Origin of the sequence: Sorangium sp. So ce117 (assembly GCF_051524395.1) — a bacterium.
GTDB classification, from domain to species: Bacteria; Myxococcota_A; Polyangia; order Polyangiales; family Polyangiaceae; genus Sorangium; species Sorangium cellulosum_B.
Genome location: NZ_CP150309.1, coordinates 7,383,287 through 7,407,498, shown reverse-complemented (window position 1 = coordinate 7,407,498; position 24,212 = coordinate 7,383,287). Strand labels below are relative to the sequence as shown.

Genomic DNA, 24,212 nt, shown 5'->3' with positions numbered 1-24,212 from the left:
TATCCTCCGCCCATGCTCACCTTACCGCCGGGGCCGCGCAGCCAGTTATGGAGCCTGATCGGCTATCTCCGGGACCCCATCGGCTGCATGGTGCCACTCGCGCGGAAGTACGGAGATCCCTTCTCGTTTCCTGGCAAACCCCCGATGGTGTGCACCGGGGATCCCGCGGGCATCAAGGCCATCTACACGGCGGAAACGGACTCGTTCGCCCCTCTGTCGAAGGACATGGCGGTGTTCCTCGGCCGCACCTCGCTTCTCCTGATCGACGGCGCCGAGCACCGCCGGCTGCGCAAGCTCATGATGCCGCCGTTCCATGGCGCGCGCATGCGTGCCTACGGCGAGGCGATATGCCACCTGGCCGAGCGGCACACAGCGGGCTGGAAGCCGGATCAGCAGGTCATGGCGTACGAGGTCGCGCAGCAGATCTCGCTCGACGTGATTCTGCAGGCCGTCTTCGGCGTGAGCGAGCCGGCGCGCAAGGCAGCGCTCGCCGGTCTGCTGCTGGAGCTCATCAACGGGTTCTCTCCTCTCCTCGTGCTCCTCCCTTCGTTGCGGCGCGAGCTCGGTGGGGTCGGTCCCTTCGCGGCGTTCCTGCGGCGGCAGCGCCTCCTGCACGAGCAGCTCCGCACGCTCATCGCGGCGGCGCGCGCGGCCGGGCCACGCGAGGACATCCTGAGCCTGCTGGTCGAGGCGCGCGACGAGGAGGGCCAGCCCATGACCGACGAGGAGGTCATGGATCAGCTGATCTTGCTGGTGATCGCCGGGCACGAGACAACGGCCATCTCGATCGCGTGGGCCCTCTATGCATTGCACCGGCCCGAGAACGCCGCCGCCCTCGAGCGGCTTCGCGCCGAGCTGTGGGCGCTCGGACCCGACCCGGAGGCAGAGAAGCTCGACAAGCAGCCGTACCTCGAGGCCGTATGCCACGAGACGCTGCGGCGCTTTCCGCTTGCACCTGCGCCGAGCCCGCGCAGGCTGCTGCGTCCGCTGGAGCTGATGGGTTACACATTGCCAGCTGGCGTGGGTGTGAGCGTGGCCATCGGAGTCGCGCACTTCCGCGAGGACCTCTACCCGGAGCCACTGCGCTTCCGTCCCGAACGTTTTCTCGAGCGCAAGTTCACGCCCTTCGAGTTCATGCCGTTCGGCGGCGGGGCGAGGCGCTGTCTTGGCGCGGCGCTGGCCGGCTATGAGATGCGGCTGGTGCTGGGCACGGTCCTGCGGCGCTTCCGGCTGCGGCTCGCGTCGCTGCGACCCGACACAGGGAAGGTGCGCGCGGCCAACGTCGGGCCGGCGCACGGTGTGCGGATGATCGTCGAGGAGCGGCTGGCGTAGATCCCCGGAGTGGACCGGGGGGGCGGCCAACCTGGGTCGGCTCGGCCCCAACCTGGGTCGGGCCGGCCAACCTGCGGCTCGGCCCCAACCTGGGTCGGGTCGGCCACCTGCGGCTCGGCCCCAACCTGGGTGGGCGGCTCGGCCCCAACCTGGGTCGGCGGCTCGGCCCCAACCTGGGTGGGCGGCTCGGCCCCAACCTGGGTGGGCGGCTCGGCCCCAACCTGGGTCGGGCTGGGCAACCTGGGTCGGGTCGGCCAGGGTCGGCCAACCTGGGTCGGGTCGGCCAATCCGGGTCGGGTCGGCCAACCTGGGTCGGATCGGCGGCCGGCGGCGTGGCCGAGCGGGCCAACAACTTGGCCGCACGGGCAAAGGCCGGCGCCGGCCTCGGCGCGTAGCTTCCCGGCATGCTGCTCGCCGCTCATCGCACCTCGCGCTTCCTTCAGACCCGCGCCCTCGTGGCCGCTGCCCTGCTGGTCGGGCTCGTGGCCGCCGGCGGCTCGCTCGTGGTCCACGCCGCTGCGCATCCTGGGACGCACGCTGACCGGAACGTCGCCGGAGACGCGCCGCCCGGCAGCCCGCTCGGCGACCTATCGAGATCCCTCGGCGACCTGGCGCCCGTGGTCGGCATCGTCGAGGAGCGGCTCGCGGCAGGGAGTTACACCTACCTCGCCGTGCGGCCGGACGGCGGCAGCCCGATGTGGGCCGTGACCCTGGGCAGCGGACAGCCGGTGGGCGCGCGCGTCTCGGTCAGGAGCTTCGGCCGGCGCACGGAGTTCGCGTCTCGCCGCCTCCAGCGGACCTTCCCCGTTCTCGTCTTCGGCGTGGTCTCGCCCGTGCGCGCGGACGAACGCTGATTCGCACCCGACAACATCACCTTCTTTCCTGTCATGAGGTTCATCATGTATCGAATTGACTTCTCCCTCTCTCGCGTCGCGCTTCTCCCGCTCCTCGTCGCGGTCGCCGCCTTCGTCCCGGCGTGCGGCGCGGACGACGGGACACCGAGCAACCCGAGCGGCGGCTCGGGCACGCAGACCGCCGCCTCCGAGTTCACGTGCACAGATGACGATCTGCAGAGCCCGCCGTTCGGCGGGCCCGGGTTCGCCGACGGCGCGCTCACGGGCGCCGCGCAGGACTCCTATGTCGCCTCGTCGACCCTGCTCTGGATGAAGCCCGACGCGGCGGCGCAGCAGAGGTTCGGCGAGCTGATGGGGCCCATCCTCGCCCAGCTGCCTACGCAGGAAGGGCTGATCGGCTTCACGCTCGGAACCTCGGCGAAGTGCGGCTATGCGAGGACGATCACGGTGTGGAAGGACGAAGAGGCGATGGGGAAGTTCGTGATGTCGGACGCCCACCTCTCGGCGATGAGCGCGGCGAGCGCGGTCAGCGTCCACGGCGTCGTGACCCAGTGGACCGTCGGCGCGGGTGATCTCCCGATGTCGTGGGAAGCGGCGAGAGCGAAGGTCGCCGCCGCCGAGATATCGTACTGAGGCCGGGCGCGCTGGACGGCCGCGGCCCGAGGCCTCGGGCCAGGCGGGCCATCGCCCCGGCGGTCAGCCGTCGTCCGCCGCGCGGTCCACGCCCGCTGCGGCGCGGCGCCCCGGGGCGCCGCGCGCCTCCTCACGGAACCGGCCGGGCGTCCTCCCGGACCAGCGCTTGAAGGCCCGCGCGAAGGCCGTCACCTCCGAGAACCCCAGCAGAAAGGCGATCTCCGACATCGACGTGTCGCTCTCGCGGAGCAGCTCCTCGGCGGTCTGACGGCGCACGTCGCCGACGATCTGCCGCAGCGTCGTCCCCTCGTCCTCGAGGTGCCGCCGCAGCGTGCGCTCGCTCGTCCCGAGCCGCCGCGCGATGGCGGTCGCCGACGGCTCGCCCGAGGCGAGGAGGTGCGCGATGACGTCACGCACCCGATCGGACTTGGGCGACGCGTCGGCGACGCGACGGCGGCGCAGCTCCTCCGCGTGCTGGTGGAAGAACGCGCTCAGGGCCGGGTTCGCGTCGCGAGGCACGAGGTCCAGCAACGACGGTGGGAAGGCAAAGCCATCGCGGGGCGCGTCGAACTCGACAGGGCAGCGGAAGAAGTCCCGGTGCGCGGCGAGATCGCGCGGCGCGGGGTGGCGGAAGCTGACCCGGAGCGGCGAGAACTCGACGCCGGCGCACTGGCGGAAGCAACGGATGTACACCGCCAGGCTGTGCTCGGTCGCGACGCGCGCGCCCAGCGTGAAGCGGGGCGAGCGGTGCATCTCCGCGAACGGAGCGTCCCGGTCCGTCGTGGTATCGGTCACCCAGCGCGGTGTATCCTGCAGGAGCACCATGTAGCGGTCGACACGGTCGAGCGACTCACGGGCGCTCGCGCTCGTCATGACCGCGAAGCCCATGACGTGCATCTCCTCCATGCGCGTCCGCGCGGCGAGGCGGATGGGCGCCCCGGGATCGTCGAGCGCGCGTACCATGTGCGCCCACAGGGCGTCGAGCGACGTCACCGGTATGCGGCTGTCCGCGTCGGTCAGCGACTCGGCGGAGACGCCGGCGACCTCGAGAAGATCGCCGTGGCGGAGGCCGCGAGAGGCGGCATACGAGATCAGCCGGCCGACGATGGCCATGGACACCGTGGGCCGCGACGGGGAAGACGGCATGCCCGAGCGAGTCTATCATCCGCCATCCGCCGTGGACCGCGAGACGAGCGGGGTGAGCTGGGTGAGCACAGCGCTCGCCGAGCGCCCGTGATACGGCACGACGGCGACGGGCTCGACGACCGCGTCAAGTTGTCGTTATGGCCATGACGCAATGAATTCATTGCGACAATCTGTCGTAAAGACGGTTCGAGCCCGCGGTCCGCCATGAAACGGCGCGCATCGAGCGACCAACAGAGGACATCGTCGCGTGGCACCGATGTTGCTCAACACATCCGATGTTGCTCAACATCCACGAGCTTCGATGGAGGTGTGACGATGACGTTGAGGTCCGAGCGCGTCGCTGCAGCGATTGATCGGCCGGGCCAGGGCGGCGAAGCGCCCCGGCCGCCCACCTCGCAGCCTGCTCCGGCGCGGCGTCGGATCCCGGTGGCGTCGGCGCTCCGGCGCTGCCTTGGCAACGGGTACGGCCTCGGGGATCTCCAGGCCGACCTCTTGGCAGGCACCGTCGTCGGCGTCGTGGCGCTCCCTCTCTCCATGGCCCTCGCCATCGCGGTGGGGGCTCCTCCTCAGCACGGGCTCTACACGGCGATCGTGGCCGGCGCGCTGGTGGCGCTGCTGGGCGGCTGCAAGTTCCAGGTCACCGGCCCGACGGCGGCCTTCGTGGTGATCCTCGCGCCCATCGTGGCGGAGCACGGGCTGTCCGGGCTGATGACGGCGGGGCTCCTGGCCGGCGTGCTCCTCGTGATCATGGGGCTCGCGCGGCTCGGCCGGCTCATCGAATACATCCCGTATCCGGTGACCACGGGCTTCACCGCCGGGATCGCCACCGTGATCGCGACGCTCCAGGTGAAGGACGTCCTGGGCCTCCAGTCCGCGCCGCTCCCGGAGCACTACACCGCCAAGGTGGCGGCCTTGTGGGCCGCGCGCGGGACGGCCGACCTCTTCGAGCTGGCGGTCGCCGCCTCGACGCTCGCCCTGCTCTTGCTCGTCCCCCGCGTCATCAAGAAGGTGCCGGCGCCCCTCATCGCCATCACCGCCGTGTCGCTCGCCGCGGTGGCCGTCGACGCGGTTTACCCCGCGTTCTCCGTGGCGACGATCGGCAGCCGCTTTCGCGTCACCGTCGGCGGCGTGGAGATCGCCGGGATCCCGTCGATCCTCCCGACGCCCTCGCTGCCGTGGGGCGATGGGCTCTCGCTCGAGCTCGTGAGGGAGCTGCTCCCCGCCGCCTTCGCGATCGCCATGCTCGGCGCCATCGAATCGCTGCTGTCGGCGGTCATCGCCGACGGCATGACAGGGACCAAGCACGATCCGGACTCGGAGCTCATCGGCCTCGGTATCGGGAACATCGTTGCGCCGATCTTCGGCGGCATCGCGGCGACTGGAGCGCTCGCGCGGACGGCCACGAACATCCGGGCTGGCGCGCGCTCTCCGATCGCGTCCGTGACCCACGCCGTGGTCGTCCTCCTGTCGATCCTCGTCTTCGCCCCGCTCGTGGCCTACGTCCCCATGGCGTCGCTGGCGGCGCTGCTGCTGCTCGTCGCGTGGAACATGTCCGAGCTCCACCATTTCATCCGTATCGTGAGGCTCGCGCCGAGGAGCGATGTGTTCGTACTCCTGACCTGTTATGGGCTCACCGTCATCCTGGACATGGTGATCGCGGTGTCGGCCGGCGTGATCCTCGCCGCCATCCTCTTCATGCGCCGGATGGCCGAGCTGACAGGGAGCCGGACGGTGCTGGACGCCGCCGGCGGTTCCAGCGAAGTCGAGCTCCCGAGGCGGGTCGCCCTCTACGAGATCAACGGCCCGCTGTTCTTCGGCGCCGCCCAGAAGGCGATGGCGGCGCTGCACGTCATCCGCGGGGACAGCTACGAGGTGATGATCCTCGACCTCGGCAAGGTGCCGTTCATCGACAGCACGGGGTTCGTCGCCCTCGAGAACGCGCTCGACGGGCTCGCGCGGCGCCAGAAGGCGGTGATCCTGGCCGGTCCGTTGCCCAGGCCGCGCGAGATCTTCGACAAGGCGCGCCTCCAGGAGCGGTCGCAGCGCGTGTACCTCGCGGAGGATCGGGCGGCGGCGCTCCGCCTCGCCGGCGAGCTGGTGAACGGCTGAGCGCTCGCTGCCGGCAGGTCCGCGGCATCGCTCCTCTCTCGCCGGACACCTCTGCGGCCTCTGCGCGCGCCGCGCGGCTCGCTACTTCAGCGTGTCGCTCAGCCGGGCCGCCTGCGTTGCCAGGTAGCTCTGCTCCGGGATGCTCGTCGTGCGGCTGGCCGCGCGCCTGTAGTGCGCGATCGCCGCCGCGCGATCGCCGGCCCGCTCCAGCAGGTGCGCGCGGGCGGCGTCGAGGCGGTGGTGACCCGAGAGGCGCGCGTCGGCGTCGAGCGCGTCCAGCAGATCGAGCCCCGCCCGAGGGCCGTGCACCATGGCGGTCGCGATCGCGTGGCTGAGCGCCACCATCGGGTTGTCGGACATCCGCATCAGCACGCCGTACAGCGCCAGGATCTGCGGCCAGTCCGTGTCCTCGGCCCGCGCTGCCTCGTCGTGCACCGCCGCGATCGCGGCTTGCAGCTGGTAGGCGCCGATCGAGCCCCTCGACAGCGCCGCCGTGACGAGCGCGACGCCCTCGGCGATCGCCCGCTGATCCCACAGGCCCCGATCCTGCTCCGCGAGCGGGATCAGCTCGCCCAGAGGCCCTGTCCGCGCCGCGCGCCGCGCGTCGGTCAGGAGCATGAGCGCGAGGAGGCCCGCGACCTCGCCGTCGTCCGGGAGGAGCGCGTGCACGGCGCGCGTCAGGCGGATCGCCTCGCCCGACAGATCGTCGCGGTGCAGCGCCGGGCCGGAGCTCGAGGTGTAACCCTCGTTGAAGATCAGGTAGAGCACGTGCAGGACGGCGCCGAGGCGCTCCGCGCGCGCCTCGGGCGTCGGCCGCTCGAACGGCACGCCGGACGCCTTGATGCTCTGCTTCGCCCGGCTGATCCGCTGCGCCATGGTCGCCTCCGGGACCAGGAACGCCCTTGCGATCTCGGCCGTCGTCAGGCCGCCCACGGCGCGCAGGGTCAGCGCGATCGCGGACGGCGTGGACAGCGCGGGGTGGCAGCACATGAACAGCAAGGTGAGCGTGTCGTCCTCGAGCGCCGCCTCGTCGCTGTCCGCGGCGAGGGCGATCTGCAGCTCGGGCGGCACGAGGCTGACCACGATCGCCTCGCGGCGGCGGCGCGCCGCCTCGCTCCGGACGTGATCGGCGATGCGCCGCGACGCCACGTGGATCAGCCAGGCGCGCGGCTCGTCGGGCACGCCCTCGCGGGGCCACTGCGTGGCCGCCGCGATCAGCGCCTCCTGGACCGCGTCCTCCGCGGCGCCGAAATCTCGGAATCGCCGCATGACGGCGCCGAGCACCTGCGGCGCGAGATCACGCAGCAGGCGCTCGGCCGTGGCGCCCTGGGACGGAGAGGTCACTAGAGATCGCTGGGCGGCGCGCTCATCACCTCGCGCACCTCGATCCCCATGTTGAGCGGCGCGCCGCCGGGGCCGGGCGCGGCGGACGCCTGCGCGGCGATCTCGTACGCGCGCTCGGGGCTCTCGACGTCCACGATCCAGTACCCGGCGAGGAACTCCTTGGTCTCCGGGAACACCCCGTCGGTGATCGGCTGGCCGTCCTTGCCAGCGCGCACGAGCTTGGCCTGGTCGGGCCCCGCCAGGCCCTCGGCCGCCACGAGCTCGCCCGACGCGCTGAGCTTTCCGTGGAAGCTCTTCATGAACGCGATGTGCGCCTGGAAGTCCTTCTGCTGCCAGTTGGCGACCTGGTACGGCCCCCCGCACGGGGTGTTCATCATCAGGATGTACTTCATGATCGGCTCCTTCTCTTCGCTGTCGCCCCGGGATCGGGCGCGCGTTCGTGGGGTTGTCGGAGCCGAGGGCGGGTCCTCGACATCCCGGGCGACGATAGCGAAGAAATCCGAACCCCGACACGACGGACGGTCGCATGTAGGTACAGGTACGTCTGCGGCGCCCGCGGGAGGTGTGCAGGTCTGTCGTCGCGAGCGTGTGTCCTCCGCGGTGTGATGTGCTCCGTGGTCGCAGGTGGTCGGTAGAGGAGGGGGAATGTGTGTCGCCTTCGCAGGCCGCCGATCGCAGGGCGGCCCATCACGGGCGGATTCCGCGGATGACGTCCGGCGCGCCCCCACGCGACCTCTCTGCTGACGAAGCGCTCGGGCGTGGTGATTCCGGGCGTCGCCGGCCGTCGTGATCGGTGGGGCGCGCGCCGGCGGACCGCCCTGCGAGTCGACTCCTTGGTTCAGGCGCGGGACATGCACCCTCGCGCTCCGATTCTCACGGATGCATGAACCTGGAGGAGCGTCGATGGAGAAGCGTGTTCCGCAAGGGAAACTTGGACGCCGGCAATTCGCCGGCGGCGCGATGGCCACCGCGGGTGTCTCGCTGCTCGCCACACCGAGCCTCGCGCTGCCCGACAAGAGCTACGCGGTCTGCGAGTCGATCGGGCCCCTCGCCCTCCCGGCAGGGGCCGCCTACACGCCCGGCATCTCCGTGGACCAGCGCTCGAGGAAGCCGGTCTTCCTGCCCGGGCCGGGCGCCGGCTATGCAGCGCACGCCGTCTCGGAGGTCCTCTTCTGGACGGACCAGCTGATGGAACATGCGTTGTTCATCACGCTGCTCATGCCCGGCGATCACCTCCGCGGGCCCCGGGACGAGGCGCGGCAGTACCAGAACCTCTTCGCCAGGCACTTCCTTGCGGCGCGCGACCGGGGGTATGGCGATTACGGGATCTCCTCGCTCCTCGCCTCGACGCGGTCGAGCGTCCAGCGCTTCATCGAGTACAAGCGCCGCATGCAGCGCGCGCAGGAGAGCGGCGCGCTCCGGAGCCTCGTCTGGCCGCTCTTCTTCGACCACATCGCGCGGGAGGCCGAGCGCTTCGTCGCCCGGCTCGATCGGCTCGCGTACGGCGACATCGCGCTCCAGAGCGACGAGGTCTCGGCGTTCTGGACGACGATCATGGCGGATCACCTCGAGTTCATCGCGCACCTGCTCGACCCGCAGGAGCGCGCGCTCATCGACCAGGCGACCGCGCGCGCCGGGCAGATGTACCAGGCGCACGCGTTCCGCCTCGACAGCGGGCAGCTCGCGACGATGGCCGACGAGGTCATCGACTTCAAGTCGGCGGCGGAGCAGGGCATCGAGACGGGGCAGATCAAGAGCATCATCGATCCGGCGCTCGCCGATCACGTGCTCCGCGAGGCGGTGAGGTTCTCCGACGAGGTCAGGCGCGCCCAGTGAAGCCCTGGGCGCCGCGCGGCGGGGGCGGGCCTGGCCCCTCCTCCTGCTCGCCGCGCGATGCCTGTACAGCGGCCGCGCGCCGGGATACCCCTGGTCGCGGGTCGAGCGGAGCTCTCCGCCGAGCCCGCGGCGCAGAGGCCGTGTCGGAGGGATGCCATGGATCTGACGGTGGTCGACGAGGGCGGTGTGCAGTTCGTGGAAGGTCCTCCGGGCCACCGGCTCATGGCGAGCGTCCGCGACGTCGACCGCGTGATCGAGGCCTGTTTCTCGGGCGGCGTGCAGTGTGCGCTCCTCCACTCGGGGAACCTGACGGCGGCCTTCTTCGACCTCAGCTCGGGGGAGGCCGGGGAGATCCTGCAGAAGCTAAGAAACTACCGGATCCGGCTCGCGGTGGTGTGCCCTCCGGGGGCCGCTGACTTCAGCAGCCGGTTCGGGGAGGTGGTGGCCGAGGAGCGCCGCGGCCAGCATTTCGGCGTGTTCGAGGCGCGTGACGCCGCGATCGCGTGGCTCGGCCAGACGTAGCCGTGGCGGCCTGGCCGACAGCGCCTTTGGCGCCATCGACGCTTGTTCATGCCGACCCGAAGCATCCCCCGAATCTTCGGGAAAATTCACAGGGAGGCGGGAGACGGGGAGAAAGATCCAACCAATCTCCCCGTCTCCCCGCCTCCCTGTTCAATTCCTCTCGCAAGCTGAACGATCGTGGCCGGCGATCGCCATCGAGCCGGCCGTCCGTCACCGGCGCGCTTCCCTCAGCGAGGAGGAGGGGTGCAGGTGAAGCACCCGCCGCACTCGTAGTGCTGCGTCGTGGTGCCCCACGCGATCCGGTTGTTGCAGCAGTCGCGGCCGTACTGGCCGACGACGGTGGTGTAGCTCTCGTCGCTGTAATAGGTGCAGTTTCCCCCGGGCGCCGCCTCGCTCGAGGGGACCAGCAGGGCAGTCGTGCCCAACATCGCGGTGCCTGCCGTCAGGGCAGCGAAGAAGTACCGAACGCGGGCAGCAGGGCTGAGACGACGCATGGACGCTCCTCTTGCAATGGGAGGCCAGTTTTTGCCTCCGAAGTTATGCGAGGCAGCTTAGACCGCTTGCTCGGCTCGAGCAAGCGGTCCAGCCGGAGTGGCCTTTGCGGAGTCCTGCAAAGTTTCATTCGGCGGTGGGAGGCGGCGAGCTCGTGAGCGCGGTTCACGAAGGCAAGAGAGGCATCCCGCCCTGAGGCCCGTGGAGTGATTGCGGTGTCAAGGAAATTCAGTCGCCCCGATGGGGCTGGGCCGGCATATCGACGCGGTACGCATCGAGAACAGCGTTGAGACGAGCAGGCGATCGTACCCAAGGTGCAGCGCCGAGGATGGCTGGACTCGGCCGTGGTAGAAAAGCAGGTGTCCCCCATGACGAGACAGCGCACCGGCCAGCGCGACAGCGTCGAGGAGCGAACCGGCGCGGGCCGCGGCGAGGAAGCGAGCGCCGGGGCTGGGCCGGATCCGGCCTGCGGCGCCCTCTCGGGCGGCGGCGAGATGGGGGCGCTGATACGCTCGATCGACTGGTCGCAGACGGCGCTGGGCCCGCTCGAGGCATGGCCCCAGTCGCTGCGGACGGCGCTGTCCATCCTGCTCTCGTCCGAACACCCCATGTTCCTCTGGTGGGGTCGGGAGCTCATTCAGTTTTACAACGACGCCTACCGCCCGATCCTCGGATCCACGAAGCACCCGGCCGCCATGGGCCAGGCGGGGCGCGAGTGCTGGAAGGAGATCTGGGAGATCCTCGAGCCGATGATCGTGAAGGCCTTCGTGGGAGGGGCCACCTACGTCCGCGATGGCCTGCTCGTCCTCGATCGGCACGGCTTCATGGAGGAGTGCTACTTCAGCTACGGTCAGACCCCCATCCGGGACGAGAGCGGCGTTGTCGCGGGTATCCTCGTCGCGTGCTCCGAGAGCACAGGGTACATCCTTGGACAGCGACGGCTGCAGGTCCTCGGGGCGCTGGCGGCGAGGGCGGCTGACGCCAGGAGCGTCCAGGACGTCTGTCGGGTGATGATGGAGACCCTGGCAGAGGCCGGGCGGGACGTGCCTTTTGCCCTGATCTATCTCGTGGACGACGACGGCGCGCCCGCCCGACTCGCAGGGACCGTCGGGCTCGACCCGAGCCACGCGGCGGCGCCGGCGGCGGTGGAGCTCGCCGCGGCGGCCGGCGCGGTGTGGCCGCTGCGCCGCGCGCTGCGCGGGGACGTGGAGGTGGATCTGTCGGAGCTGCCCGCGCGCGTCGGCCCCCTTCCGGGAGGCCCATGGCCGGACGCCCCTCGCCAGGCGGTGGTGCTGCCGCTCCCCCGCGCCGGCGCCGGAGGCCGCCCGGGCGGCTTTCTCGTGGCGGGTGCCAGCCCCCGGCTGGTGCTGGACGATGACTACCGCCGCTTCCTGCGGCTCCTGGCCGGCCACGGCGCGGCTGCCCTGCAGAACGCCCGGGCCAGCGAGGAGGAGCGGCGCAGGCTGGACGCGCTCGCCGAGCTCGACCGCGCCAAGACGGTGTTCTTCAGCAACATCAGCCACGAGTTCCGCACGCCGCTCACCCTGATCCTGGGCCCCGTCGAGGACGGCCTCTCGGACGCCGAGCACCCCTTGCCCGCGCCGCAGCGCGACCGCCTCGCGATCATCCACCGCAACAGCCTCCGGCTCCTCCGGCTCGTCAACACGCTGCTCGACTTCTCGCGCATCGAGGCGGGCCGCATCCGGGCCAGCTACCAGCCTACCGATCTCGGCTCCTTCACCGCGGAGCTCGCGAGCTCGTTCCGCTCGATCATGGATCGGGCCGGCCTCGCCCTCACGGTGCAGTGCCCGCCCCTCTCCGAGCCGGCCTACGTCGACCGCGAGCTCTGGGAGAAGATCGTGCTCAACCTCATCTCGAACGCCTTCAAGTTCACCTTCTCGGGGGGCGTCCGGGTGACGCTGGAGGAGACCGGGGGGCGGATCGTCCTGTCGGTCGAGGACACGGGCACCGGCATTCCGGAGGAGGAGCTGCCGCGCGTGTTCGACCGGTTCTACCGCGTCGAGGGGGCCAGGGGCCGCAGCTACGAGGGCAGCGGCATCGGCCTCGCGCTCGTGCGAGAGCTCGCGAAGCTCCACGGCGGCAGCGTGGCCGTGGAGAGCCGCCTCGGCGCGGGCAGCCGCTTCGCGGTCGCGATCCCGCTCGGGAAGGCGCACCTGCCCGCGGATCGCATCGACCTCGCCCCGGCGCCGACCGCGGAGGGGCGCGGCGCTGCGCCCTTCCTCGACGAGGCCGCGCAGTGGGAACGCGACGTGCGAGCGCCGGACGCCGTGCCGGCGGAGGAGCGCCCGGCCCCGAAGCGGCCGGGGCACATCCTCGTTGCGGACGACAACGCGGACATGCGCGACTATGTGCAGCGGCTGCTCCTCGCCGAGCGGTGGACGGTGGAGGCCGTGGCCGACGGTCAGGCCGCGCTGGAGAGCGCCCGCGCCCACGTCCCGGACCTCGTGCTCACCGACGTGATGATGCCGCGGCTCGACGGCTTCGGCCTGCTCAAGGCGCTGCGCGCCGACGAGCGCACCCGCGGCGTCGCCGTGATGATGCTCTCCGCGCGCGCGGGCGAGGAGGTGCGCGTCGACAGCCTCGGGGCCGGCGCCGACGACTTCCTCGTGAAGCCGTTCTCCGCGCGGGAGCTCCTCGCGCGGGTCCGCATCCACGTGGAGCTCGCGCGCCGGCGGCGGGAAGCCGAGGGGCAGCGCCAGTACCTGAACGACCTCTTCATGCAGGCCCCGGGGCCCATCGCGATCCTCCGCGGGCCGGAGCACGTCTTCGAGGTGGTCAATCCGCTCTACCAGCAGCTCGTCGGCGGACGAGCGCGCGTGGGCATGCCCATCCTTGCCGCCCTGCCCGAGCTCGAGGGGCAATCCATCCCGGATCTCCTGGATACCGTGTTCCGCACCGGCGAGCCCTTCGTGGGGAGGGAGCTCTCCGTGCGGCTCGACCGCCAGGGCAATGGCACGACGGAGGAGTGCTTCTTCAACTTCGTCTGCCAGCCGATGCGCGACCGCGACGGGGCGATCGAGGGCATCTTCGTGTTCGCCTTCGAGGTGACCGACCAGGTGAGCGCCCGCCGGCGCGTGGAGGCGCTCGTCAAGGCGCTGAGGCTCGCCGATCAGCGCAAGGACGAGTTCCTCGCGATGCTCGCGCACGAGCTCCGCAACCCCCTGGCGGCCATCAGCCTGTCGCTCACGCTGCTCGGCGACCTGGCGGGCGAGGCGCCCAGGTCGGCGCGCTACCGTGAGATCGCCCGGCGGCAGGTGGGCAACCTCGTGCGCCTGGTGGACGATCTCCTCGACGTGTCGCGCATCACGCGCGGCACGGTGGAGCTGCGGCTGGAGGACGTCGATCTCGCGGCGGCGGTGCGGAACGCCGCCGCCGCGGTGAGCCCGGCCGTGGAGGCGCGGCGCCACGCGCTCTCGGTCGAGGTCGGGCCGGGGGACTTCGGCATGCGGGCCGACGCCACGCGGCTGGAGCAGGTGGTCACGAACCTCCTGACGAACGCCGCGAAGTACACGCCGCCGGAGGGCGCCATCTCGGTGCGGCTGACCCGCGAGGCGGCGGGCGCCGCGCCCGAGGCCGTGCTGCGGGTGCGCGACACGGGCCGCGGCATCCCGGCGGTGATGCTCGAGAGGGTGTTCGAGCTCTTCACGCAGGTCGAGCAGACCATCGACCGCGGCACGGGCGGGCTGGGCCTCGGGCTCACGCTGGTGCGGCGGCTGGTGGAGATGCACGGCGGCAGCGTCGTCGCGGAGAGCGCCGGACCGGGCCAGGGCAGCGAGTTCATCGTGCGCCTTCCGCTCGGCCGGGGCGCGGCGCCGCCGCTCGCGCCCGGCGCCGAGCCGCCGCTCGCGCCCGGCGCCGAGCCGCCGCTCGCGCCCGGCGCCGAGCCGCCCGCCCCGCGGCCTGGGGAGATCGCCGAGCGGCGCCGGGTGCTCGTCGTGGAGGACGTGGAGGACGTGCGCCGGGTGATGAGCGAGTTCATCGAGGCGCTGGGGCACGAGGTGACGGTGGCGGTGGACGGCCTGGAGGGGGTGACGAAGCTCCTGGAGCTGCGCCCCGAGGTGGCCTTCATCGACATCGGCTTGCCGGGCATCGATGGCCACGAGGTCGCCCGCCGGGCGCGGGCCGCGCCCGGGGGCGGCGCGCTCTACCTTGTGGCGATCTCGGGCTACGGCGGACCCGAGGACCAGGCCAGGTCGAGGCAGGCCGGCTTCGACCTGCACCTCACGAAGCCCGTGAGCGGCGCGACGCTGCGGCAGGTGGTGGCCGGATTTGAACATGAAGGCGGGAAGGCGGGAAGAAAAGATCAATGATCTTCCCGCCTTCCCGCCTTCATGTGAATCACTCCGGGGGAAATCAGGCCACCACCCTGCGGCAGGTGATCGCCGAGCGGCGCGCATGAGCGAGCGCGCGCCGGCAGGGCTACGACTGGATCGCCTCGGGGGCCATCCAGACGACCTCCCAGTGGTGACCATCGATGTCGTAGAAGCTCCAGCCGTACATGAAGCCGTGATCCTGCGGATCCATGGCGTGCGACCCGCCCGCCGCGATCGCCTTCTTCACGATCTCGTCGACCTCGGCCCGGCTGCTGCACGAGAGCGCGAACATCCCCTCCGTGTGCGTGCTCGTGTTGCAGATCTCCCTCTTCGTGAAGCCCTTGAAGAACGGCTCCGTGAGGAGCATCACGAAGGCTTCCTGGCTGACGATCATGCAGGCGGCGTTGTTGTCCGTGAACTGCGGGTTGAACTCGAAGCCGAGCTTCGCGAAGAACTCCATCGACCGCTTCAGGTCGCTGACGGCCAGGTTGACGAAGATCTTGCGAGCGCTGTTCGTTGTCATGGTCCTCTTCTCCCGTTCGAGCATGGACGCCGGGTGATGCCGGCCACGATCGCGGCCATGAGGGCCGTCGTGCCGGAGTTCACCCCATAGACACCCGCCTGCGCCGGGACTCATCGGTCGACCGGAAAAAAAGATCGCCGCCCCGATGCGGCCGGGCGCGGGGGCTACGCGGGGAGCTCGAGCGGCAGGCCGAACCGCGGGAAGAGCGTCTCGGTGTCGAGGAAGGACGTCATGCTGGCGATGCGGTCCCCCGCGAGATCGAGCACGATGAGCGCCCAGGCCCGGTGGCCGCCCTCCGGCGCGGGGCGGTACTGGCCGAACGCCGGCGAGCCGCAGGCGGCCGTCGGCACGAGCCGCGACCCGCGGCAGCCCGCGCCCCGGCCCAGCAGCCACGCGCGGATGGCGTCGGGGCCGCGGAGCCAGAGGGTGAAAGGCGGCATCGACAGGGTCGCGTCCTCGTGCAGCAGCGCCGCGAGCCGGTCCACGTCGTACTGCTCGAAGGCGGTGACGTAGCGGTCGAGCAAGGTGGACTGCGGCTCCGGCAGGGTGGCGCGCATGTCGCCGAGATCGCGGCTCGCGAGCGTCGCCCGCGCGCGCTGGAGCGCGCTGTTGATCGCGGCGACCGAGGTGCTGAGGCTGTCGGCGACCTCCGCGGCGGACCACCCGAGCACCTCGGTGAGCAGGAGCGCGGCGCGCTGCTTCGGCGGCAGGTGCTGGAGCGCCGCGACGAACGCGAGGCGGATGCTCTGGCGGAGCACCGCCCGCTCCGCGGCGTCGATGTCCGCCGGGAGGGCGTGCGCGTCGGGGACGGGCTCCAGCCAGTGCGTCCGCGGGCGCGTCTGGAGCTCGTCGTCCACGGTGCCGACAGGGCCTTCCTCGAGCGGGCGAGCCCGGCGCGCGCGATCGGCCCGCGCGTCGAGGCAGACGTTCGTCGCGATGCGGTACAGCCAGGTGCGCAGCGACGACCGCCCGTCGAACTTGTCGAGGCTCCGCCAGGCGCGCACCATCGTCTCCTGGACGGCGTCGTCGGCGTCGACCACGGAACCGAGCATCCTGTAGCAGTGCCCGGTGAGCGCCGCGCGGTGTTCCTCGAGCTGGTCCACGCTCCCCGACATCGCGGCGACGGTACCATCGGTTTTCGGGCGGATCCACGGTCACGCTCCCTCCGCGCGACACGCGCGCCGAGGGCAGGGCGCTGGTCTCGACTGGGGCACTTTTGTTGGCCTGGTCGGCCTGCGGCCGCGCTCGGTCGTCGACACACCCGGGACGGCACGCCGCGTGTCGCGTGGTCACGACGACGTCGCGCGATCACGACGCAACGGCCAATCGGCTAGGATGGGCGACGGTCAGGGCGGTGCCGGGGCGCCGCGAGGACTCCGTTCGGCAAATTAGCAACCCTGAACCCGGATATGGACGACCAGGAACTGCAGCGCAGAGTTGGCACCGTGCTGTGCGGGAAGTGGACGATCGAGCGGTTGTTGGGCTCGGGCGGCATGGCCGCTGTCTACGTCGGCGCGCACAAGATCGGGCGGCGAGATGCCATCAAGATCCTCCACCCCGAGATCGCGCGCATGCCCGAGCTGCGCGCGCGGTTCGATCAGGAAGCGCAGGCCGTCAATCGATTCGTCCATCCGGGCGCGGTGGAAATACGCGATATCGACACGACGGCGGACGGCTGCCCGTTCCTCGTCATGGAGCTGCTCGATGGTGAGTCGCTCGCCGGGTACGCCAGGCGCATGGGCAGGATGGACATGGCCGAGCTGCTGGCCCTGGTGGACGGGCTGCTGGACGTGCTGGCAGCGGCCCATGCGCACGGCATCATCCACCGCGACATCAAGCCGGACAACCTGTTCCGCCTCCGCGACGGGCGCCTGAAAGTGCTCGACTTCGGCGTCGCCCGCGTCAGGCAGGCCGCGGCCGACTACGTTCGGACGCGCACGGGAACGACGCTCGGCACGGTCGCCTACATGCCACCGGAGCAAGTCAGAGGCGACGAGATCGATGCGCGTGCCGACCTGTTCGCGGTCGGAGCGACGATGTTTCGTCTGATCACGAAGCGCCGCATCCATGACGCGAGCTCTGACACCGATCTGGTCGTCAAGATGGCCACGCTGCCTGCGCCGCCGCTCGCGAGCGTCGCTCCGGAGACCCCGCAGTGGGTGTGTGGCGTCGTCGATCGCGCGCTCGCGTTCGATCGAGGCGAGCGCTACCCGAGCGCGACGGTCATGCAGCAGGACGTGCGCGCGGTCCTGGCCGGTCAGCCGCCCGCTTTTGCTCTGCGGTTCGGCGCGGCCGGGCTTCCCGCCCCCGCGGCAGATGCGCTCAGCACCGCCACGACGGTGTGGATGCCGCAGGGGCTCGCCCCTTCCTCGGCCGTCTCGGTGCGCGCCTCGGGCGCCGGCGGCCTGCATCCCGCCCCGCCGCCGGCGGGTGACATGGGCAGCGTCCTCCGCGATGTATCCATCGCCCGCGCCCCGAATATGTCGAGCGCGCAGGGCGTCCCGGGCGGCGGATCGGCCGTCGCTCCGGCTCATGCCCCCTCACCGGCGGCATCGGCGTTCACCCAGGCGACGCAGTGGACGGCGACCACGGTACGTGGACGGAGGCTGCGATGGGCCGTGCTGGCGTTCCCGCTGCTCGCCGCAGGCGTGCTCGCCGCCGTGGTTCTCCGTGCGGTGAACGTCGAGCCCGACGCGAGATCGCCGGGGGCGACCGGCGCGCAGCGACCGGGGGCCTCACCGCCCGCCAAGGTTCCCGGCGGTCCGGCGGCGGATCGCCTGCTGGCGAAGGCTCCGGATCCCGGCCCCGAGAAGAAGGGCGACACGAGAGCTCGCCTCCCTGGTCCACCGAGCCGCGGCCCCGAGGAAGGGCGCGTCGCGTCGCAGCGGACCAGCTGTATGCAGACAAACGACTGCGATCACGTGTGCGATGAACCGTGCCAGATTGCTTGTCAGGACGGGAGCGTCTGCGACATCGGGGCGCGCCGAGACGCGCTGGTGAACTGCATGGGATCGGGGATGCACAAGATCTGGTGCGAAGGCGATTGCTCGGTCAATTGCATGACGAGCGCTCCCTGTCTGGTGTACTGCACGCCTGGCTCTGATTGCGTCATCGGCACGTGTCTCGGGCAGATAGAAGCCTGTCCTGGCAACGTCATGGCGTGCGGGGCCCCATGCCCCGACTGATCGTCGCATGCGCTGCGGGGTCGTGCGTGACGGCGTCTGGACGAGCTCAGCGTGGTGTAGACAATGTACCACAGTCGAGTGAGCTTGTTGGCGCTGGTGGCCTTTCGTGATCGCTCCTGGTGAACGGGATGGTACCATCCGCCCGTTCGATGGACGACGAGGAGCTCGCGGCGCGGCGTATCGGCACCCAGATCGGAACCTGGACGGTGGAGCGCGTGCTCGGTTTCGGCGGGATGGCGAGCGTCTTCCTTGGCCGGCGCGCTGACGGCCAGGTCGCGGCGCTGAAGGTCCTGCACCCGTCGCTGAGCCAGATCGAGGAGCTTAGGAAGCGCTTCCTGCGCGAGGGCCCGATCGGCAGCGCCCTGGCGGCTGTCGGCCCGCTCTGCGAGGGGTTGCCGCTCGTGCTGGAGTCGGGCATCGCGGACGACGGCGCCGCTTACCTTGCGATGGAGGTGCTCGAGGGCGAGACGGTCTTCGACCACATGGCCCGGGTGGGGACGCTCGCGGTGGGCTATGTGCTGGCGCTCGCCGAGCGGGTCCTCGATGTGCTGGTCGTGGCGCACGCGTACGGCGTCGTTCACCGGGACATCAAGCCTGAGAACCTGCATATCGGGAGCGATGGGCGGGTGAAGGTGCTCGATTTCGGGATCGCCCGCGTGCTCGATCCGCTTCCTTTCGGGATGGGGGAGCTGCCGGAGAAGACGGCCACGAAGACGGGCGTGGCGCTCGGCACGTGCGAGTACATGGCGCCAGAGCAGGCGAGGGGGATGGTCCGCGAGATCGACGGCCGGACCGACGTCTTCGGCCTGGGCGCCACGATGTTTCGGCTGCTCTCCGGTCGCGCGATCCACGGCCACGTGGCCGAGGCGCGCCTGCTCATCGCCGCGGCGACGGCGCGGGCGCCGTCGCTCGCGCAGTGCGCGCCGGACGTGCCCTCGGAGGTGTGCGACGTCGTGGATCGTGCCCTCGCGTTCGACAAGGTCGAGCGTTACCCGGACGCGGCGACGATGCGCGCCGACGTCCGCGCGGTGCGGTCGGGCCGCCTGCCGCCCTACGTCGTGGCCGTCGAGGAAGGGCGGATCCCGGCGGGGGCCCCGCTTCCTCGTCGCTGAGGGAGCCACCTCGCGAAGGGCGCCCTGCGCGGCCGTGGCGCGCGTCAGCGGCGGGGGGACCGAGCCGACGGAGCTCATGGATCTGCCGTCGAGCGACGAGCCTGCTCCTTCGATGTGGCCATTTTGAGTCTCTGTCAGCTGAGCAGGATGGCGATCAAGAGCGCGACGCTGAGCAAGAGCGATACGACGATGGACGCAATGAGCCACGGCCGCATCGCCGGCGAGTTCCACCTGGACGCGAGCGGTGTCGCGCTCGTCTGGTGCCCCGGAGCACCGGGCTGCATCGTAACTGTCGGCTCGATCTGCCTCGGCGCGTTCTCCATCGCCGCAATGGCCCCGTCGATGGCCGCGATCACGTTGGTAGCCGTCGGATAGCGCTGGATTGGGTCTCGCTGGACGAGCCGCATCACGAGCGCCTCCACTTCGGGGCGGATACTTGATCCGGGAGCACGCTGGCGGAGCGGGGGCGCATCCTCGAGGAGCCGCTGCCGGAAGGAAGATTGGCCGTCGCTCGCGTCGAACGGGCTTCTCCCGGACAGCATTTCGTACAAGATGATTCCAAGCGCATAAAGATCTGCGCGAGCATCGACGGCATCCATGCCGCGCACGGCCTCCGGCGCGAGATAGCTGAGCGTGCCGAGGACCTGGTCGGCGGCGGTGAGGTCCTGGCCTTTGCGCGCGGCCTCGCGGCTCTCCGTGGACAGGAGCTCCACGTTCACCTTGGCGAGGCCGAAATCGATGAGCTTTACCTGATCACGGGCGCCGAGAAGGATGTTCTGCGGCTTCACATCGCGGTGCACGATCCCCTTCGCGTGCACTGCCTCCAGAGCAGACGCGATCTGCCGCGCGATGTGGAGCGCGCGTCGCGCGGGGAGCGGCGCCGAGGCGATCACGTCCTGGAGCGGGGTGCCCTCGACATACTCGAGGACGAGAAAGTGCGACCGATCCGCGAGCTGACCGAAGTCGCTTGCCGAGACCACGTTCGGATGCTGGATATGCGCCCCCGCGATCGCCTCGCGCTCGAACCGCGCCACGATCTGGGGGAGGTTCCGGGCGCCCGGCTGGAGGACTTTGATCGCCACCTGCTTGCGGAGGTGCACCTGCTCGCCGCGGTACACGGCTCCCATGCCGCCCTCCCCGATGAGCTCGTGGACGCGGTACCGCTCCGAGATCAAGCTCCCGATCAGCGCTGGCGCCTTGTTGTCCGAGCGCACCACCGTGGGTGCGTCGTCCGACCAAGGCCGCGCCGCAGTCTCGATTTCTTCCACCAGCGCCGAGCTTGTGAGCTCAACGACGGATGCGTCGCGTTGTTTCCCGAGCATCGGCACCGTGACGTCGTCGGTGCTTGAGCGCCCCTTGGGCGGGATTGTCCCCGGCATGCCGAGGACTGTACACGCACAGAGGCGCTGAGAGCGGAGGAACCGCGCCGCCGTCCGAGTGGACATCCTGCTCAATCCACCCTCCGTACGGAAAAGCTGTGCAATTCCGCGATGTTCGTGGATCTGGCTCCGTACGCCGACGTCAGCCTACAAGGATGTCCACAGTGCATCGAACCGCAGCTCGCTGGTCGCCGCCCGCATCGCCGGAACCTCCAGCCCCGAAGGCCGCCGCTGCTCACAAAGCTATTGCCATTGAAGCTCGGAGGGGTGGTAGGCTTTGAGGCCTTCAATCGGAATGGGCCCATCGGGGGTGCCGCTGCACACTTTGACGCCCTCGTCATTCGTGCGTACTGGATAGGCGTGTTTCAGTTTCGACGTGACGCAAAATGGATATTTGCCGTCTTTGATGAGGAGGCGATACTTGCCGTCGGAGGCGGGCCGGCGCGTCGATGGGGGCCCGGCGGTCGAGGATGGCGGGGATGGCGGGGACGGTGTGCTGGTAGTGGAAGACGTGGCCATCGTGCGAGGGTTGCCGCTCGCCTTGCCCTCTTGCGATGTCTCGTCGTCCGCGCTCTCACGGGTGTCGTCGGCGGAGTCTCGCGAACGAACAACGAAGAAGACAGCGGCGAGGCAAACGGCGACAGCAAACGAGCCAATCACTGCAATGATCAAGAAGGGCGAATTCGAGCTCGCTCGTGGGCTGGTTGCAGCAGATTGAGGCGGCACGGGTGCGACCATCGGTGCCTGCATCGCTTGGCCGGGAGCAGGAGCGGCCATCGTCGGGGCATCGACGCTGATTGGAGACGACACGTCGGCCCGGATCGACACTGGGGCTGGCGCGTGAGGGGCAGCATGGGTGCCCAGAGCTCGCTCGATGTCTTCGCGCATGGCGCGGGCCGTTGGATAGCGGCGCGATGGATCGAAAGCGAGCGCGCGATCGACGATGGCGCAGACCTCTGGGCTGACAGAGGGGGCAACGGTGCGCAGGGCCGGCGCAGGCTGCGTCGCCATCTTGATGAGGAGCTCGCTTTCCATGGAGCCCTCGTGCACATGGCGTTTCGTCAGGATTCGAAACATCGTCGCGCCAACGGCGAAGACGTCGGCCCGCCCATCGATCTGGCCGCCAGTGAGCTGTTCGGGCGACATGTAAGGTATAGTCCCGAGCATCGTGCCGGTGCGTGTATGAACATTGGAGCCGCCCTGTTGCATTCGAGCGATCCCGAAGTCGAGGACTTTGACGCTGCCTGAAGAGGTCAAGAACAGATTGTCAGGCTTGATGTCTCGATGGACGATGCCGAGCCCGTGCGCGACATCGAGCACCTCGAGCACGGTCGAGATGACGCGGAGCAGCTCGCGCTCCTCGATGCCGCCGGAGCCGTGGGCGCGCTTGCCGAGCGATTCACCGTCGAGCAGCTCCATCACCAGGAACGGCGAGCCATCTTCGCTCGTGTCGATGTCGAGGACATTGACGGCTGCGGGGTGACCGAGCTGGTTTACCGCGAGCGCCTCTTGCTCGAACCTGGCTCGAAGCTCCTTCGAGACCGCGATTTCCGGATGGAGGATCTTGATCGCGCAGCGCCGGCCGATCCTGTGTGTCGCCTCGTAAACCGCAGCCATCCCGCCGACGCCGATGAGCGAATCGATGCGCCATTTGCCCCGGAGGACCGTTCCGATGCGTGCTGTACAGTGTGCCAGCTGGGGATCATCATTCATCGAGGTTCAGGCTCCAATGTATCCCGGATGCGAGGAGCTGAACAACATGCTCGGCGTGGCCACGGGGAGCGCCGGCGCTCGCCCTCGCGCTTGCCTCTCCGGCACAGGCCTGCTGGTTGCCGACAACACGTTGCCGGAGGCCTCCGGGGCGCTTCGGCACGCGACCGCTGCGCACGGGCGATCTCAGCAGAGCCCGCGGGCGGGATCGCGGCGGTTCGCCTCCGCGACATCGTCCCGTCAGGGATCGCTGGCACGCGGAGCCAGGCGCGCTCGCGATCCAGCCCCGGATCCGCGCCGGAGCCGCACGCGTCCGTGCTGGCGGCTTTCCGCGCCCTGAGGTTCGCGCGAGCATGGGGCCATGAGCATCGACCGCGCCGTGCTGGAGCAGCTCGATCGGGTCGGCGCCCGCCTCTCCGAGGGCAAGGCGCTCCGGCTGCTCGAGGACATCGCCTGGCCTCGCGAGGTCGAGGAGCGCTTCTTCGCCGCCGGCGAGGATCGCCTCCCCGACGTCGAGCACCGCGTCGATCGCGACGGGCTCGCGCGGCGCATCGCCGAGCTGCGCGAGCTGCTCGGCTCGATCGACGGCGACGCGCCCGCGCTCGACTGGCTCCGGGACAACGTCCGCGCGCAGATCCAGGCCGCGGAGCTGCTCGAGGCGGCGGGGACCCGCGAGTTCGCCGAGCGGTCGCGGGCGCTCTACGGCGGCGCGCGCTCGCGGTTCTTCGGCGGCGAGGTCCGCAACATCGACCTCGCCGAGCACCTCACCGCGCGCCTGCGCGTCCACGGCTGGGACGAGGCCAGCGATCCCGACGAGGAGCCGCTCGACGCCGGCGCGCTCCGGGATCTGCTCGCCGCCCGCGTCACCGCGCGGACGCCGCCGCTCGACATCGAGATCGTGCTCGACCCGCGGATCACGGCGAAGGTGGTGGCGGGAATGAGCCGCGTCCGCATCCGCCCGGAGGCCACGTTCGCGTCCTGGGAGGCCGAGGGGTTGTGGCACCACGAGGTGGAGACACACGCGCTCACCGCGCACAACGGCGCGGCGCAGCCGCGGTGCGCGTTCCTGCGGTCGGGCGGCCCGCGCACAACGCGCACGCAGGAGGGGCTCGCCATCTTCGCCGAGCTGTACAGCCGCTCGCTCTCCATCGGCCGCCTCACCCGGCTCGCCGAGCGGGTGCGGCTCGTGGACATGGCCGAGCAGGGCGCGAGCTTCCTCGATCTCTACCGGTACCTGCGCGAGCGCGGTGCCGGGCGCCGCGACGCCTATTTCGACGCCCAGCGCGTCTGCCGCGGCGGGCTCGTCGAGGGCGGCGCGCCCTTCACGAAGGACGCCTGTTACCTGGCCGGCCTGCTCGAGGTCTACGCCTTCCTGGCCGCGGTCCTGCGCGGCGGCCTGCGCGACGAGGTGGAGCTGCTCGTCTGCGGCCGGATCGCGCTCGACGACATCGCCGTGCTGGCGGAGCTGCGCGCGGCCGGCGTGCTGGAGCGGCCGCGCTACCTGCCGGGCTGGCTTCGCGCCTGGCAGACGCTGCTGCCTTATTTCGCGTTCACCTCGTTCATGGATGGCATCGACCTCGGCCCGGTGGAGCGGCACTTCCAGGAGCTGCTCCGCGTGGCCGCCGAGGCGCGGCCGGTCGGGGACGGGGAGGGGAGCAAGCGCCGCGGCCGGCCGCGGGAGGGATGAGGGCGCCGCGATCG

General features: G+C 70.6%; 18 protein-coding genes. 10 read left to right on the top strand and 8 right to left on the bottom strand.

The annotated features are described in order from the left end of the window. The first annotated feature begins 12 nt into the window (after positions 1–12). The 3 genes from WMF46_RS27655 to WMF46_RS27645 all read left to right on the top strand — a co-directional run bounded on the left by WMF46_RS27655 (position 13) and on the right by WMF46_RS27645 (position 2,819). Positions 13–1,332, top strand: coding sequence for a cytochrome P450 (locus tag WMF46_RS27655; protein ID WP_437979936.1), 1,320 nt, complete (start codon positions 13–15; stop codon positions 1,330–1,332). A gap of 404 nt (positions 1,333–1,736) precedes the next feature. Beyond that, the gene (locus WMF46_RS27650) at positions 1,737–2,186 is read left to right on the top strand and encodes a hypothetical protein (protein WP_437979935.1); all 450 of its coding nucleotides are present in this window, start codon (positions 1,737–1,739) and stop codon (positions 2,184–2,186) included. Between the two features lie 45 nt (positions 2,187–2,231). Further along, positions 2,232–2,819, top strand: a complete 588-nt coding sequence (locus WMF46_RS27645) for a hypothetical protein (RefSeq protein WP_437979934.1) — start codon at positions 2,232–2,234, stop codon at positions 2,817–2,819. A 63-nt stretch (positions 2,820–2,882) separates the two neighbouring features. Here WMF46_RS27645 and WMF46_RS27640 read toward each other — a convergent pair whose 3' ends face one another. After that, on the bottom strand, positions 2,883–3,965 hold the full coding sequence (locus WMF46_RS27640) for an AraC family transcriptional regulator (RefSeq protein WP_437541741.1): 1,083 nt from the start codon (positions 3,963–3,965) through the stop codon (positions 2,883–2,885). Positions 3,966–4,280: 315 nt separating this feature from the next. Between WMF46_RS27640 and dauA the strand changes: the two genes are divergently transcribed. After that, complete coding sequence (gene dauA, locus WMF46_RS27635) at positions 4,281–6,074, top strand: C4-dicarboxylic acid transporter DauA (RefSeq protein ID WP_437979933.1); 1,794 nt, start codon at positions 4,281–4,283, stop codon at positions 6,072–6,074. Positions 6,075–6,155: 81 nt separating this feature from the next. On the opposite strand, the gene WMF46_RS27630 is transcribed toward dauA, so the two are convergent. Together WMF46_RS27630 and WMF46_RS27625 are read right to left on the bottom strand one after the other, a co-directional pair. Further along, positions 6,156–7,418, bottom strand: a complete 1,263-nt coding sequence (locus WMF46_RS27630) for an RNA polymerase sigma factor (RefSeq protein ID WP_437979932.1) — start codon at positions 7,416–7,418, stop codon at positions 6,156–6,158. Beyond that, positions 7,418–7,810, bottom strand: a complete 393-nt coding sequence (locus WMF46_RS27625) for a YciI family protein (protein WP_437979931.1) — start codon at positions 7,808–7,810, stop codon at positions 7,418–7,420. The genes WMF46_RS27630 and WMF46_RS27625 overlap by 1 nt, the downstream gene beginning before the upstream one ends. A gap of 511 nt (positions 7,811–8,321) precedes the next feature. Here WMF46_RS27625 and WMF46_RS27620 point away from each other — a divergent pair. After that, positions 8,322–9,254 (top strand): DUF2935 domain-containing protein, encoded by a 933-nt coding sequence (locus WMF46_RS27620; protein ID WP_437979930.1) that lies wholly within the window; start codon positions 8,322–8,324, stop codon positions 9,252–9,254. Between the two features lie 156 nt (positions 9,255–9,410). Further along, on the top strand, positions 9,411–9,776 hold the full coding sequence (locus tag WMF46_RS27615; protein ID WP_437979929.1) for a DUF4180 domain-containing protein: 366 nt from the start codon (positions 9,411–9,413) through the stop codon (positions 9,774–9,776). 227 nt (positions 9,777–10,003) lie between these two features. Here WMF46_RS27615 and WMF46_RS27610 read toward each other — a convergent pair whose 3' ends face one another. Continuing rightward, positions 10,004–10,270 (bottom strand): DUF6289 family protein, encoded by a 267-nt coding sequence (locus WMF46_RS27610; RefSeq protein ID WP_437293048.1) that lies wholly within the window; start codon positions 10,268–10,270, stop codon positions 10,004–10,006. Positions 10,271–10,636: 366 nt separating this feature from the next. Between WMF46_RS27610 and WMF46_RS27605 the strand changes: the two genes are divergently transcribed. Beyond that, a complete protein-coding gene (locus WMF46_RS27605; RefSeq protein ID WP_437979928.1) occupies positions 10,637–14,599 on the top strand; it encodes an ATP-binding protein in 3,963 nt (1,320 codons plus the stop codon). A 109-nt stretch (positions 14,600–14,708) separates the two neighbouring features. Here the strand turns inward: WMF46_RS27605 and WMF46_RS27600 are convergent, their stop codons facing one another. Further along, positions 14,709–15,125, bottom strand: coding sequence for a VOC family protein (locus WMF46_RS27600; protein ID WP_437541726.1), 417 nt, complete (start codon positions 15,123–15,125; stop codon positions 14,709–14,711). Between the two features lie 164 nt (positions 15,126–15,289). Then, positions 15,290–16,240, bottom strand: coding sequence for a sigma-70 family RNA polymerase sigma factor (locus WMF46_RS27595; RefSeq protein WP_437979927.1), 951 nt, complete (start codon positions 16,238–16,240; stop codon positions 15,290–15,292). Between the two features lie 294 nt (positions 16,241–16,534). On the opposite strand from WMF46_RS27595, the gene WMF46_RS27590 reads away from it, so the two are divergent. Then, positions 16,535–18,310, top strand: a complete 1,776-nt coding sequence (locus WMF46_RS27590; RefSeq protein WP_437979926.1) for a serine/threonine protein kinase — start codon at positions 16,535–16,537, stop codon at positions 18,308–18,310. Positions 18,311–18,459: 149 nt separating this feature from the next. Next, positions 18,460–19,422 (top strand): serine/threonine-protein kinase, encoded by a 963-nt coding sequence (locus WMF46_RS27585; RefSeq protein ID WP_437979925.1) that lies wholly within the window; start codon positions 18,460–18,462, stop codon positions 19,420–19,422. Positions 19,423–19,556: 134 nt separating this feature from the next. On the opposite strand, the gene WMF46_RS27580 is transcribed toward WMF46_RS27585, so the two are convergent. Beyond that, positions 19,557–20,801 carry a serine/threonine-protein kinase gene (locus WMF46_RS27580; protein ID WP_437979924.1) on the bottom strand — a complete coding sequence of 415 codons (1,245 nt, stop codon included), beginning with the start codon at positions 20,799–20,801 and terminating at the stop codon, positions 19,557–19,559. A gap of 243 nt (positions 20,802–21,044) precedes the next feature. After that, positions 21,045–22,514, bottom strand: coding sequence for a serine/threonine protein kinase (locus WMF46_RS27575; protein ID WP_437979923.1), 1,470 nt, complete (start codon positions 22,512–22,514; stop codon positions 21,045–21,047). 358 nt (positions 22,515–22,872) lie between these two features. Here WMF46_RS27575 and WMF46_RS27570 point away from each other — a divergent pair, with 358 nt between their 5' ends. Then, positions 22,873–24,198, top strand: coding sequence for a flavohemoglobin expression-modulating QEGLA motif protein (locus tag WMF46_RS27570; protein ID WP_437979922.1), 1,326 nt, complete (start codon positions 22,873–22,875; stop codon positions 24,196–24,198). The last annotated feature ends 14 nt before the right edge of the window (positions 24,199–24,212 follow it).